Origin of the sequence: Pseudomonas sp. D1-36 (assembly GCF_051132205.1) — a bacterium.
Classification (GTDB): Bacteria; Pseudomonadota; Gammaproteobacteria; order Pseudomonadales; family Pseudomonadaceae; genus Aquipseudomonas.
Map to the genome: position 1 here is coordinate 3,496,255 of NZ_CP071674.1, position 13,844 is coordinate 3,510,098.

Sequence of the window (13,844 nt, forward strand, 5' to 3'; positions counted from 1 at the left end):
AATGACACCATGGCACTTTCCCGCGAACAAATGGCTCAGCGCGTCGCCCGCGAAATGCAAGACGGCTATTACGTAAACCTCGGTATCGGCATCCCGACCTTGGTCGCCAACTACATCCCCGAAGGCATGGAAGTCATGTTGCAATCGGAAAATGGCCTGCTCGGCATGGGCGCGTTTCCCACCGAAGCAGAAGTCGACGCTGACATGATCAACGCCGGCAAACAAACCGTCACCGCGCGCATCGGCGCGTCGATCTTTTCGTCCGCCGAATCGTTCGCGATGATTCGCGGCGGCCACATCGACCTGACCGTGCTCGGCGCGTTCGAGGTGGACGTCGAAGGCAATATCGCCTCATGGATGATCCCCGGCAAGCTGGTCAAGGGCATGGGCGGCGCAATGGACCTGGTGGCCGGCGCCGAGAACATCATCGTCACCATGACCCACGCGTCCAAGGACGGTGAGTCGAAATTGCTGCCTCGCTGCAGCCTGCCGCTGACCGGCGCCGGGTGCATCAAGCGCGTGCTCACCGACCTGGCCTACCTGGAAATCCAGGACGGCGCCTTTATTCTCAAGGAACGCGCCCCGGGCGTCAGCGTCGAGGAAATCGTCGCCAAGACCGCCGGCAAGCTGATCGTGCCGGACCACGTCCCTGAAATGCAGTTCGCTGCCCAGTGAGGAGAGATTCGATGCAAGAAGTCGTGATTGTCGCCGCTACCCGTACCGCCATCGGCAGTTTCCAGGGTTCGCTCGCTTCCATTCCCGCGCCGGAACTCGGTGCCGCAGTGATTCGTCGGCTGCTGGAACAGACCGGTCTGGCTGGCGAACAGGTCGATGAAGTGATCCTCGGCCAAGTGCTGACCGCAGGCGCCGGACAGAACCCGGCGCGCCAGGCGTCGATCCTCGCCGGCCTGCCCCACGCCGTGCCGGCGCTGACCTTGAACAAGGTTTGCGGCTCAGGCCTCAAAGCGCTGCACCTGGGCGCCCAGGCGATTCGCTGCGGCGATGCCGACGTGATCATCGCTGGCGGCATGGAAAACATGAGCCTGGCCCCCTATGTGTTACCAGCCGCCCGCACCGGCTTGCGCATGGGCCACGCGAAAATGATCGACAGCATGATCACCGACGGTTTGTGGGACGCGTTCAACGATTACCACATGGGCATCACCGCCGAGAACCTGGTGGACAAGTACAGCATCAGCCGCGAGGCGCAAGATGCCTTCGCCGCCGCGTCCCAGCAGAAAGCCGTCGCCGCCATCGAAGGCGGCCGCTTCGCCGATGAGATCACGCCGATTCTGATTCCCCAGCGCAAGGGCGATCCGGTGGCCTTTGCCGTCGACGAACAACCGCGCGCCGGCACCACCGCCGAATCCCTGGGCAAGCTCAAGCCGGCGTTCAAGAAAGACGGCAGCGTCACGGCGGGCAATGCCTCATCGCTGAACGATGGCGCCGCCGCCGTGATCCTGATGAGCGCAGAAAAAGCCAAGGCGCTGGGTTTGCCGGTGCTGGCAAAGATCAGTGCCTACGCCAACGCCGGCGTCGACCCGGCGATCATGGGCATCGGCCCGGTCTCGGCCACTCGCCGTTGCCTGGACAAGGCCGGCTGGTCGCTTGACCAACTGGACCTGATCGAGGCCAACGAAGCCTTCGCCGCCCAGTCCTTGGCCGTCGCAAAGGAGCTGGAATGGGATATGGACAAGGTCAACGTCAACGGCGGCGCCATCGCATTGGGCCATCCAATCGGGGCTTCGGGCTGCCGAGTGCTGGTGACGCTGCTGCATGAAATGATCAAGCGCGACGCCAAGAAAGGCCTCGCGACACTCTGCATCGGCGGCGGCCAAGGCGTTGCCCTCGCGCTGGAACGGGCGTAACCGACAACAGGCACAACGGTGGCCGCGCGGACCCACGACATTCGCGCAGTCACCGGCACCACCACCGGCGCGACCTTGGTTGCGCCGGTTTTTTTATGCCTTGAGTTTGGGTTGTCCAATCTGGCCCCATCGCGAGCAAGGGTGCTTTGGTGTATCTGCATACGCACTGTTCTCCACACATCCATTGTGGGAGCGAGCTTGCTCGCGATGGCGGTGGGTCAGGTGACGATGATCCGTCAGCCCCCCGCACCCAACCGGTCACGACTGTTGGTCAGGTGCAGCCACATGGCCGCGCGGGCGGCGTCGGGGTCCTGGCGCTTGATGGCGTTGTAAATCGCTTCGTGCTCCAGGTTGGCAAATTGCGCAAGCCTGCCCAGGTCCGCCTGACCACGTTCGGCCATGTTCACCCGCGTACGGGGAATCATCGCACTGCCCAAGTGCTGCATGATTTCGACAAAACAGGTGTTGTCCGTGGCTTCGGCGATCAACAGGTGGAAACGCCGGTCAGCCTCGACGCAGCTGTCATTGCTGCTGAGCAATCGCTGATAGTCATCCAAGGCCTCGCGCATCTGCTGCAATTGCCGTTCGCTGCGACGCTGGGCAGCCAAAGCCGCGGCCTGGGTCTCAAGCCCCAAGCGCAATTCCAGGATTCCCCGAACGCCCGCCGCGGTATCGACGTTGAGCCTCAGCCCTTGCTCCCCCGTTTGTTCCAGCACGAAAGTGCCTATGCCGTGGCGTGTCTCCACCAGCCCCGAGGCCTGCAACTTGGAAATCGCCTCGCGCACCACCGTGCGGCTGACGCCATGCTCTTGCACGATGGCGCCCTCGGACGGCAACTTCTGCCCCGGCTTCAACTGCCCAAGCAAAATGCTCTGGCTCAACTTCGCCACCAAGTCATGGGCCAGGTTGTGGGCGCGCTTGCGCAGGGGCGCTTCAATGTCTTGCTGCATGTGCCAGGGTTCCTTGAAGACAGGCGTGTCGATCCTATCACTGGCAGGGGTGGATTTGTGCATCGGCGAGGCTTTTACTTGTATGACAACAGGCAGGATAGCCCTTTAAAACCGCATAAAGGGGGATGTATTCGACACCCGTTTCAAAACCGTTCAGATAGGGTAGAAGCGCCTTTAGTGGCTTACAAACCCACAAATACGGCATAAAAACCCTTCCCACCCAATCCAATCGTGCTCAAAAACTGCTTGTCAGACGAAAAAACCAACTTGTATGATGTCTATCAACATCGGCACCCGCACGATGCCCCGCATAAAAATAAAGAGTGGGAGAAAAATCAGTGAATACCTCCAGCCTCAGGGCGAATGCCGGCGCGGATCCGGTGCTGCAATCGGCTATATCCAAGGTCAAGCGCCACATCTTGCCGCTGTTCGTCATCATGTTCATCGTCAACTACATCGACCGGGTGAATATCGGCTTCGTCCGCTCTCATATGGAGCACGACCTGGGCATCGGTGCAGCCGCCTACGGTTTTGGCGCCGGCCTGTTTTTCATCGGCTACGCGCTGTTCGAAGTCCCTTCCAACATCTTGTTGCAACGCATCGGCGCCCGAATCTGGCTGACGCGCATCATGCTTACCTGGGGCCTGGTGGCGGCAGGCATGGCCTTCATTCAGAACGAAACCCACTTCTACATCCTTCGTTTCCTGCTGGGCGTGGCCGAGGCTGGCTTCTTCCCTGGCGTGATTTATTACTTCACCCGTTGGCTGCCCGGGGTCGAACGCGGCAAAGCCATCGCCATCTTCCTCAGCGGCTCGGCGATCGCTTCGCTGATTTCCGGCCCGTTGTCAGGATTGCTCCTGCAGATCAACGGCCTGGGCATGCACGGTTGGCAGTGGATGTACTTTATCGAAGGGATGTTTTCCGTCGGCCTGTGCTTCTTCGTCTGGTTCTGGCTCGACTCCAAGCCCCACGACGCCAAGTGGCTGGACCGTGCTGAACAGGACGCGCTGGTCAAGGCCATCGATGATGAACAGGCAGCCCGTGAAGCCGCGACGCCGATCAAGCTGTCCATCGGGCAACTGCTCAAGGATCGCCAGATCATTCTGTTCTGCGTGATTTATTTCTTCATTCAATTGACGATCTATGCCGCCACCTTCTGGCTGCCGAGCATCATCAAGAAGATGGGCGAGCTCAGCGACGTTCAGGTCGGGCTGTTCAATTCGATTCCCTGGTTGCTGTCGATTGTCGGCATGTACGCCTTCGCCTCGCTGTCGGCCAAATGGAAGTTCCAACAGGCCTGGGTCGCTGCGGCCCTGCTGATCGCCGCGGCGGGGATGTTCATGTCCACCACCGGCGGGCCCATCTTCGCCTTCGTCGCGATCTGCTTCGCGGCCCTGGGTTTCAAATCGGCGTCTTCGCTGTTCTGGCCGATTCCCCAGGCCTACCTGGACGCACGCATTGCCGCCGGCGTGATCGCGTTGATCAATTCGGTGGGCAACCTCGGCGGCTTCGTCGCGCCGACCACCTTCGGCCTGCTGGAACAGCACACCGGCTCGATCCAGGGCGGTCTGTATGGCCTCGCCGCCACGTCGATCATTGCCGCGATCATCGTATTCGCCGCACGCAACACACCCAAGCAGAAATCCGCCACGACCTCCACCGACCCGGTTACCAGCCACGCCTGACCACAACAATAATTCAAGGATACGTACACGATGACTACGCCAGACACCAGCAAAGCCCCGATCATCACCAGCATGCAGGTCGTGCCCGTGGCCGGCCACGACGGCATGCTGCTGAACCTCAGCGGCGCCCATGGCCCGTTCTTCACTCGCAACATCGTCATCCTCAAGGACAATGCCGGGCACACCGGCGTGGGCGAGGTGCCCGGCGGCGAACGCATTCGCCAGACGTTGGAAGATGCGCGCTCGCTGGTAGTCGGCAGCCCCATCGGCAACTACCAGAAAATCCTCAACAGCGTGCGCCAGGCCTTTGCCGACCGCGACGCCGGTGGCCGTGGCCTGCAAACGTTCGACTTGCGCATCACCATCCACGCCGTCACCGGCCTGGAAGCCGCACTGCTGGATCTGCTCGGCCAGCATCTGGATGTCCCGGTCGCGGCCCTCCTCGGCGAAGGCCAGCAGCGCGACGAAGTGAAGATGCTTGGCTATCTGTTCTATGTCGGTGATCGGCAACAGACCGACCTGCCCTACCGCAGCGAACCGGACGCCGATAACGACTGGTTCCGCGTGCGCCACGAGAAAGCCCTCGATGCCGAAGCGGTGGTGCGCCTGGCCGAAGCGGCCCATGCGCACTATGGTTTCCAGGACTTCAAACTCAAGGGCGGCGTGCTCAGGGGCGACGAGGAAATCGAAGCCGTGACCGCATTGGCCGAGCGTTTTCCCCAGGCGCGCATCACCTTGGACCCGAACGGCGCCTGGTCACTCAAGGAAGCGATCCGCTTGTGCCGTGATCAGCACAAGGTGCTGGCGTACGCCGAGGACCCTTGCGGAGCGGAGAATGGCTATTCGGGCCGCGAGGTGATGGCCGAGTTCCGTCGGGCGACCGGCCTCAAGACCGCCACCAACATGATTGCCACCGACTGGCGCGAGATGGGCCACGCCATTACCTTGCAATCGGTGGACATCCCCCTCGCTGACCCGCACTTCTGGACCATGCAGGGTTCTGTACGGGTCGCGCAGATGTGCAATGAGTGGGGCCTGACCTGGGGCTCCCATTCCAATAACCACTTCGATATTTCCCTGGCGATGTTCACCCACGTGGCAGCCGCCGCACCGGGCGACATCACTGCCATCGACACCCACTGGATCTGGCAGGACGGCCAACGCCTGACCAAGGCGCCTTTGCAGATCAAGGGGGGTTGCGTGCAGGTGCCGAAAAAACCTGGGCTGGGGATCGAACTGGACATGGACCAGCTGGCCAAGGCTCACGAGCTGTACAAAGGCATGGGGCTTGGGGCGCGGGACGATTCGGTGGCGATGCAGTACCTGATCCCGGGCTGGACGTTCAACAACAAGCAGCCGTGCCTGGTTCGCTAAAATTCAGCAACTCGATTCTTCTGTGGCGAGGGGATTTAGCGAAACGTCGCACCGCCCCGCTGGGCTGCGTAGCAGCCCCAATGACTGTAAATGCGTTTGACTGGTAAACCGAAGTTGCAGCTTTAGGGCTGCTGCGCAGCCCAACGGGGATAAATCCCCTCGCCACAGTCATCTGCCGCTATTTCGGAACTAACCCTCCGGCCGCAGGATCAGCACCGCCAGCGGCGGCAGGTTCAGTTCCAGCGAAAGCGCCTGGCCATGGCTGGGGATTGCCTCGGTCGAGGCACCGCCGCCGTTGCCATAGTTGGAACCGGCGTAGGTGTCGGCATCGCTATTGAGCAACTCCACCCAACGACCACCAAACGGCACGCCCACCCGATACGCCTCGCGCGGCACCGGTGTGAAGTTGGCGACCACCAGCACTGGCCGACCGTCCTTGCTCCAGCGCAACCAAGCATAGACGCTGTTGAGCGCATCGTCGCCGATCAGCCACTGGAAGCCCTGGGGTGCGTCGTCCTGATCGTGCAGCGCCGGCTCTTCGCGATAGAGTCGATTCAGATCGCTGACCAGCCTTTGCACGCCGCGGTGCTCCGGGTACTGCAACAGGTACCAATCCAGTTGCTGGTCATGATTCCATTCGCGCCATTGGCCGAACTCGCAACCCATGAACAGCAGCTTCTTGCCGGGATGGCCCCACATGAAACTCAGATAAGCCCGCAGGTTGGCGAATTTCTGCCAGCGGTCACCGGGCATCTTGTCGATCAGCGAACGCTTGCCATGGACCACTTCGTCGTGGGAAATCGGCAGAACGAAACGCTCGGACCAGGCGTACACCAGGCCAAAACTCAACTCGTTGTGATGATGGGCGCGGTACACCGGATCCTGCTGGATGTAATGCAGCGAATCGTGCATCCAACCCATGTTCCACTTGTAGGCGAAACCCAAACCGCCCTGCTGCGTGCTCTGGCTGACGCCAGGCCAGGCGGTGGACTCTTCGGCGATGACCAGCGCACCAGGCGTTTCCAGGGCGATCACGTCGTTGAGATGCCGCAGGAAATCGATGGCTTCCAGGTTCTCCCGTCCGCCATGGCGGTTAGGCACCCATTCGCCGGCCTTGCGCGAATAGTCGCGATACAACATCGAGGCCACGGCGTCCACCCGCAGGCCGTCGACGTGGAAATGCTTGAGCCAATGCAACGCCGACGCCAGCATGAAGCCGTGGACTTCGGTGCGGCCCAGGTTGTAGATGAGCGTGTCCCAATCCTGATGGAAGCCTTCCAGCGGGTTGCCGTACTCGTACAGCGCCGTGCCGTCGAACTGGGCCAGGCCATGGGTATCGGTGGGAAAGTGCGCCGGGACCCAGTCCAGGATTACGCCAATGTCAGCCTTGTGGCAGGCGTTGACGAACGCGGCGAAATCATCGGGCGAACCAAAACGCGCCGTGGGGGCAAACTGCGAAAGGGGTTGATAGCCCCACGAACCACCGAACGGGTGCTCCATGATGGGCATCAGCTCGATATGGGTGAAGCCCAGGTCCTTGACGTAAGGGATCAACCGCTCAGCCAGCTCATGCCAGTTGTACTGTCGGGACACCTCCCCCGCCTCGTCGATCTCGCACTGCCAGGAACCGGCGTGCAACTCATAGATCGAAAGCGGCGCGCCCGGTAGTTGGCGTTCACGACGGCTCTGCATCCACTCGTCGTCGTGCCATTCGATCTTCAGGGGCGGGGCGACCTTGGACGCCGTATCAGGCGGCATCTGCGTGGCCAGGGCCACCGGGTCGGCCTTGAGCGGCAGGATGCCGTGGGCACCGAGGATTTCATATTTGTAGCCTTCGCCGGGACCCAGCCTCGGGATGAAGATTTCCCACACGCCAGACGGGTAACGAATGCGCATCGGGTGCCGGCGCCCGTCCCAGACGTTGAAATCCCCCACCACCGAGACCCGGCGCGCATTCGGCGCCCAGACGGCGAAGCGCACGCCATCGACGCCATCCACCGTTTTCAGTTGAGCACCGAGGCAGGCACTGAGGTCGCGGTGATTGCCCTCGGCAAACAGGTAGAGATCCATTTCCCCCAGCAGCGGTCCGAAGCTGTACGGGTCCTCGGCAACCTGCTCGCCACCGGCCCAACGGGTGCGCAGCAGGTACGGTTGGGCTCGGTCGAAATGGCCGACGAACAGGCCCGGGGTTTCGGTGATCTGCAACTCGCCCAGCTCTTCGCCGCCGTCACGGGCGAGCACATGCACACTCAACGCGCCGGGCAGATAGGCCCGGATGAATTGCCCTCCGGCGCCATCGCCATGAGGGCCCAGGATCGAAAACGGGTCGTGGTGTTCGGCGCGCACCAGCGCGTCGATGTCGTGGGGGGCCGGCAGCAAAGACTCTTTGGCCTGCCCCTGTGATTCCTTGTTCGAGACGCTCATGATTCTCTCCACTAAATCGGTCCGGCTAAATCGGAAAAGGGTTCAAGCCCACTCAATAACCCGTACAGGCCGTGCAGCGGCACGGGCAGCCAGGCAGGGCGATTCTCGGCTTCATAAGCCACTTCATAGGCCGCCTTCTCCAGGCCGAACAACGCCAATGCGGCGTCCTCGCCTTCAGCATCCTTCCACTCATGGGCAAGACTAGCTGCCGCCAGCCGATATGCCTGGACAAATGCCTGGCGAGCCTCGGTCAGATAACGGTCGGCGACTCGCTTGCGCGCCGCATCGGCATCGGCCGTGCTGTCGACGGTGTGCAACTGGACCGCCATCGCCGCCGCGTAATCGAACGAGCGCAACACACCGCTGACGTCCTTGTACGGGCTGTGCTTGCCACGTCGTTCATGCAACGGCCGCGCCGGCTCCCCTTCGAAGTCGATCAGGTAGGCATCGCCCTTGATCACCAGCACCTGCCCCAAGTGCAGGTCGCCATGCACGCGGATGCGCAAGCCGCCAGCGGCCTTGCCGGCCAGCTCCTGGACGTGGGCCAGCACGGTTTTGCTGTGTTCCAGCAAGCGTGCGACCATCGCCTGGTCCGCTGGGTTCAATTGGTCCTGGTTCTGTTTGAGCAGACGCAAGGCATTTTCCACCTGAGCGGCCACGTCCTTGCCGATGGCCTGGGCCTCCTTGGCGCTGGTAGGCTGGGGCGCGAAGTCCGGATTGTCGGTGGGCTGGGCGAGCACCTGGTGCATCTCCCCGAGGCGCTGGCCGAGCATGCCGGCGAAATCCTTCAGTTCGCCCAAGGCGTTGTAATGCTGTTCCTGCTCCGACACGGCGTCGGCCAATTCGTCGCGCAACGCGCGTTCGAGATTGTTCTGGGTCCATTCCCATGCATCGCCCTGGTTGCTCAGGTAACCCTGGGCGATCATCAGCAAGGCATCTTCACCCTGGGCATCGCGGCGAATCACCGAACCCAGCAGCGGCGAAATATTGCTGAAGCCTGCCGCGGTCAGGTAAGCGCTCATCTCCAGTTCCGGGTGAACGCCGGACGCGACCTTGCGAATCAATTTGAGCACCAGGCTGCCACCCACCACCACCGAACTGTTGGACTGCTCGGCGGACAGGTAGCGCACCTCCGGCTCGGCGCCCAGGTTCAGCGCCGCCAGACCTTCGGTGGGTTCGAAGCGCAATTCACCGTCAGCGCACGGCAGCACCGAACCGGCCTGAATGCCCTGGAGCACCGCGCGAATGAAGTTTTCCAGTGTGAACGCATCGGTGATCAAGCCGACCTGGCGACCCCGACGAACCCGCGACAAGGCCAGTTGCTGGGGCAGCGCCGGGCCGACGTGCTCTTCGGCGAGCAGGCCAAATGGGAGTTGATAACGCAAGGTCTGGCCGGCGCTGGTGACGTCGATTTCGCTCAACAGCACAGGGTGTTGCGGATCGCCGAAGCGCACGCCATAAACGATGTCGACGTTCTCGATGGCGCTGTCCTTGCCGGCGAACCAGCGGCGCTTTTGCAGCCAGCTTGGCAGGATGCTCTGCTCCAACGTGGCGCGCGATGGCGCCTCGAGCAATTCTTCCAGGCGTTTTTTCAGCACCAGCGTGGTGAAATCCGGCAGGCTCTGGACCGGCTCCACATGCCAGCTCGGCATCTGGTTTTCCGCCGCCAGGGCGAACCAATAAAAACCGTACGGCGCCAGGGTCAGCAGGAAATTCAACTGGCCAATGGGCGGGAATGCGTTGCCACCAAGCATTTCCACCGGGACCATGCCCGCATAGGCCGACAGATCCAGCTCGGCAGCCTGGGCACTGCGCGATACGTTGGCCACGCAAAGGATGATTTCGTGCTTGCCGTCCGGGCCGGTGTACTCACGGGTATATGCCAGGATCCGCCGGTTGCTCGGCGACAGCATTTTCAACGTGCCCCGGCCAAAGGCCTTGGATTGCTTGCGCACTGCGAGCATGCGACGGGTCCAGTTGAGCAGCGAATGAGGGTCGCCGGATTGGGTCTCGACGTTCACCGACAGATAGCCGTATTGCGGGTCCATGATCGGCGGCAACACCAGGCTCGCCGGGTCGGCACGGGAAAAGCCGCCATTGCGGTCGATGGACCACTGCATCGGCGTGCGCACGCCATCGCGGTCGCCCAGGTAGATGTTGTCGCCCATGCCGATCTCATCGCCGTAATACAAGGTCGGCGTGCCAGGCATCGACAGCAACAGGCTGTTGAGCAACTCCACGCGGCGGCGGTCGCGCTCCATCAGCGGTGCCAGACGTCGACGAATGCCGAGGTTGATCCGCGCGCGACGGTCGGCGGCGTAGTAATTCCATAGGTAGTCGCGCTCCTTGTCGGTGACCATCTCCAGGGTCAGCTCATCATGGTTGCGCAGGAAAATCGCCCACTGGCAGTTGGCCGGAATCTCCGGCGTCTGGCGCAGGATGTCGGTGATGGGAAAGCGATCTTCCTGGGCCAACGCCATGTACATGCGCGGCATCAAAGGGAAGTGGAACGCCATGTGGCACTCGTCGCCATTGAGGCCTTGGGCATCGACGTCGCCAAAATAGAGCTGGGTGTCTTCCGGCCATTGGTTGGCCTCGGCGAGCAACATGCGGTCGGGGTAATTGGCGTCGATCTCGGCACGAATCAGCTTGAGGACGTCGTGGGTCTCGGGCAGGTTCTCGTTGTTGGTGCCGTCGCGCTCGATCAGGTAGGGGATCGCGTCCAGACGCAGGCCATCGATGCCCATGTCGAGCCAGTAGCGCATCACCGAGAGCACGGCCTTGATGACTTGCGGGTTGTCGAAGTTGAGGTCCGGCTGGTGCGAGTAGAAACGGTGCCAGAAGTACTGGCCGGCGACCGGGTCCCAGGTCCAGTTGGACTTCTCGGTGTCGAGAAAGATGATCCGGGTGCCGTCATATTTGTGATCGTCATCGGACCAGACGTAGAAATCCCGTGCCTTGGAGCCTTTCTTGGCCTTGCGTGCGCGCTGGAACCAGGGGTGCTGATCGGAGGTGTGGTTGATGACCAGCTCGGTGATCACCCGCAAGTTGCGCTTGTGGGCTTCGGCAATGAAGCGCCGCGCGTCGGCCATGGTGCCATAGTCGGGGCTGACCCCCCGGTACTCGGCGATGTCGTAGCCGTCGTCACGCCTGGGCGAAGGATAGAACGGCAGCAGCCAGATGGTGTTGACGCCCAGGTCGGCGATGTAATCGAGCTTCTCGATCAGACCGGGAAAATCACCGATTCCGTCATTGTTGGAGTCGAAATAGGATTTGACGTGAACCTGATAAATGACCGCGTCCTTGTACCAGAGCGGGTCGTTGATGAAGGTGGCAGACCGGGGTTTCTTGGCCATTTGCAACTCCTGCTGATTCTATAAAGCCGTTGAGCTGGCTGGCGAGACGTACGTGGCGAGGGAGCTTGCTCCCGCTTGAGTGCGAAGCGCTCATCGCTTTTAGAGGGCCGCTGCGCGACCCAGCGGGAGCAAGCTCCCTCGCCACCAAAGCACTTCATCCGCTCACTTTTGTTTTATGCCACGCTGATCCGCCAGATCCCGAACGGCTGGTAAGCCGGGTCGATGCGCATGAACTGGTACTTGCCATACCAAGTCCAGCGGTGGCCGTTCATCAAGTCCTCGCCCTGGGTCTGGGCGTCGTCCGGCAGGCCCATCTCCCATAACGGCAATTCGAAATTCGCTTCCTGGACGTTATGCGGATCGAGGCTCACCGCCACCAGGATGAAATTGCTGCCGTCCGGTGTGCGCTTGCCGAAGTACAGAATGTTGTCATTCCAGGCGTTGTAGATTTTCAGGCCAAGGTGCGTGTGCAACGCCGGGTTCTGGCGACGGATACGGTTGAGCTGGGCGATTTCGGCGATGATGTTGCCCGGCACGGTGAAATCCCTCGGGCGGATTTCGTATTTCTCCGAATCGAGGTACTCCTCCTTGCCTGGCACCGGCGCCGATTCGCACAGTTCAAAGCCCGAATACATGCCCCACAGGCCCGACCCCATGGTCGCCAGCGCCGCACGAATCAGGAAACCCGCGCGTCCCGAGTGGTGGAGGAACGCTGGGTTGATGTCCGGTGTGTTGACGAAGAAATTCGGCCGGTAGCATTCGCGCCAAGGCGACTCATTGAGCTCGGTGAGATACGCCGCCAGCTCGGCCTTGGTGTTACGCCAGGTGAAGTAGGTGTAGCTCTGGGAATAACCGACCTTGCCCAGTCGCGCCATCATCGCTGGGGTGGTGAACGCTTCCGCGAGGAAAATCACCTCTGGGTGCTGCGCACGAACGTCGGCGATCAGCCATTGCCAGAACGGCAACGGCTTGGTGTGAGGATTGTCGACACGGAATATCTTCACGCCTTCGTTGACCCAGCCGACGACGATATCCCGCAGTTCCAGCCACAGGCTGGGGATTGCATCGGCGGCGTAGAAATCGACGTTGACGATGTCCTGGTATTTCTTCGGCGGGTTCTCCGCGTATTTGATCGTGCCGTCCGGCCGCCAGCTGAACCAGCCCGGATGCTGCTGCAGCCAGGGGTGGTCCTGGGAACACTGGATGGCGAAATCGAGGGCGATCTCCAGGCCATGGTCGGCGGCCGCGGCCACCAGGCGCCGGAAATCTTCGCGGGTGCCCAGCTGAGGATGGATCGCCTCATGGCCGCCCTCCTCGCTGCCGATGGCATATGGGCTGCCTGGATCGTCCGGACCGGCGGTCAGGGAATTGTTCGGCCCTTTGCGGAAACTGCGGCCGATCGGATGGATCGGCGGAAAGTACAGCACGTCGAAGCCCATGTCCTGGATCACCGCCAGGCGCGAATGCACGTCGTTGAACGTGCCGTGACGCTTGGGATCATCGGTGATCGAACGGGGGAAGAGTTCGTACCAACTGGCGAATTCGGCCAGTTGGCGCTCCACGTCCAGTGGATATTCGGGACTGATGCTCAGGTAAGGCCGGTGATCGGCCAGGGACATCAAGTCGGCACTGCGTGGCGCGAGAAACAACGCCACTTGCTCTTCAGGCAGCAGGCCCGAAAGCTCGTGGTGCAACGCGGCCAGCTGTTCGCTCAATTCGCCGTCGCTACGCTCGGCGGCTTGTTGCACGTGGTTGCGCCCCTCTTGCAGCTCCAGGCTGATGGGCACACCGGCGGCGTATTTTTTTTCCAATTCATAGCGGAAGCTGGCGAACTGGTCGAGCCAGGCTTCGATACAGAACACGTAGCGTCCGACGGCCGGTACTGTGAACTGGCCACGCCAGCCATTATTACCCAGCTCGGCCATGACCTCGCTGTTCCAGATGTCATCTTCCAAGGCACGCCAACGGATTCGCACGGCCAATTTATCGTGGCCATCGGCGAACACCTTGCTGGTCACCGTCACGTCCTGTCCGGCGAGGGCCTTGGCGGCAAATTGCCCGCCGTCAATCACTGGCGTGGTGTCTTCAATCGCAATACGCGGCAACAACAAGGCCTGGGACAACGGCAGATGCGGGTTGTATTCCAGGTCGGTCGGCTGTTCGGCAGTCATCGAGCATCGCTCCTTT

The 13,844-nt window shown here is 61.6% G+C and carries 8 protein-coding genes; 4 read left to right on the plus strand and 4 right to left on the minus strand.

Going from position 1 to position 13,844, the window contains the following annotated elements; all coding sequences use genetic code 11:
- Nucleotides 1-9: 9 nt before the first annotated feature.
- Both J3P76_RS15475 and J3P76_RS15480 read left to right on the plus strand, forming a co-directional pair.
- Entirely contained in the window at nucleotides 10-675 is a 666-nt protein-coding gene (locus tag J3P76_RS15475) for a CoA transferase subunit B (RefSeq protein ID WP_003180355.1), read from the plus strand.
- Between the two features lie 11 nt (nucleotides 676-686).
- Nucleotides 687-1,868, plus strand: coding sequence for an acetyl-CoA C-acetyltransferase (locus J3P76_RS15480; protein WP_434700939.1), 1,182 nt, complete (start codon nucleotides 687-689; stop codon nucleotides 1,866-1,868).
- A 236-nt stretch (nucleotides 1,869-2,104) separates the two neighbouring features.
- Here the strand turns inward: J3P76_RS15480 and J3P76_RS15485 are convergent, their stop codons facing one another.
- Nucleotides 2,105-2,818: a FadR/GntR family transcriptional regulator gene (locus tag J3P76_RS15485; RefSeq protein WP_420764540.1), complete on the minus strand. Its 714-nt coding sequence runs from the start codon at nucleotides 2,816-2,818 to the stop codon at nucleotides 2,105-2,107.
- Between the two features lie 338 nt (nucleotides 2,819-3,156).
- Here J3P76_RS15485 and J3P76_RS15490 point away from each other — a divergent pair, with 338 nt between their 5' ends.
- Together J3P76_RS15490 and gudD are read left to right on the plus strand one after the other, a co-directional pair.
- On the plus strand, nucleotides 3,157-4,503 hold the full coding sequence (locus J3P76_RS15490; RefSeq protein WP_434563460.1) for an MFS transporter: 1,347 nt from the start codon (nucleotides 3,157-3,159) through the stop codon (nucleotides 4,501-4,503).
- 30 nt (nucleotides 4,504-4,533) lie between these two features.
- On the plus strand, nucleotides 4,534-5,877 hold the full coding sequence (gene gudD, locus J3P76_RS15495; RefSeq protein WP_434700940.1) for a glucarate dehydratase: 1,344 nt from the start codon (nucleotides 4,534-4,536) through the stop codon (nucleotides 5,875-5,877).
- A gap of 189 nt (nucleotides 5,878-6,066) precedes the next feature.
- Here gudD and glgB read toward each other — a convergent pair whose 3' ends face one another.
- From glgB to J3P76_RS15510, 3 genes are all read right to left on the minus strand, one after another.
- Nucleotides 6,067-8,301 (minus strand): 1,4-alpha-glucan branching protein GlgB, encoded by a 2,235-nt coding sequence (gene glgB, locus J3P76_RS15500; RefSeq protein WP_434563456.1) that lies wholly within the window; start codon nucleotides 8,299-8,301, stop codon nucleotides 6,067-6,069.
- A gap of 11 nt (nucleotides 8,302-8,312) precedes the next feature.
- Nucleotides 8,313-11,657 (minus strand): maltose alpha-D-glucosyltransferase, encoded by a 3,345-nt coding sequence (gene treS, locus J3P76_RS15505; RefSeq protein WP_434650633.1) that lies wholly within the window; start codon nucleotides 11,655-11,657, stop codon nucleotides 8,313-8,315.
- Nucleotides 11,658-11,830: 173 nt separating this feature from the next.
- A complete protein-coding gene (locus tag J3P76_RS15510) occupies nucleotides 11,831-13,828 on the minus strand; it encodes an alpha-1,4-glucan--maltose-1-phosphate maltosyltransferase (protein ID WP_434700941.1) in 1,998 nt (665 codons plus the stop codon).
- Between the last annotated feature and the right edge of the window lie 16 nt (nucleotides 13,829-13,844).

What these genes read in the sequence shown, in the direction of transcription:
- J3P76_RS15475 (WP_003180355.1), top strand. Translation starts at nt 10, where the DNA reads ATGGCACTTTCCCGCGAACAAATGGCTCAGCGCGTCGCCCGCGAAATG.
- J3P76_RS15480 (WP_434700939.1), top strand. Translation starts at nt 687, where the DNA reads ATGCAAGAAGTCGTGATTGTCGCCGCTACCCGTACCGCCATCGGCAGT.
- J3P76_RS15485 (WP_420764540.1), bottom strand. Translation starts at nt 2,818, where the DNA reads ATGCAGCAAGACATTGAAGCGCCCCTGCGCAAGCGCGCCCACAACCTG.
- gudD (WP_434700940.1), top strand. Translation starts at nt 4,534, where the DNA reads ATGACTACGCCAGACACCAGCAAAGCCCCGATCATCACCAGCATGCAG.
- glgB (WP_434563456.1), bottom strand. Translation starts at nt 8,301, where the DNA reads ATGAGCGTCTCGAACAAGGAATCACAGGGGCAGGCCAAAGAGTCTTTG.
- treS (WP_434650633.1), bottom strand. Translation starts at nt 11,657, where the DNA reads ATGGCCAAGAAACCCCGGTCTGCCACCTTCATCAACGACCCGCTCTGG.
- J3P76_RS15510 (WP_434700941.1), bottom strand. Translation starts at nt 13,828, where the DNA reads ATGACTGCCGAACAGCCGACCGACCTGGAATACAACCCGCATCTGCCG.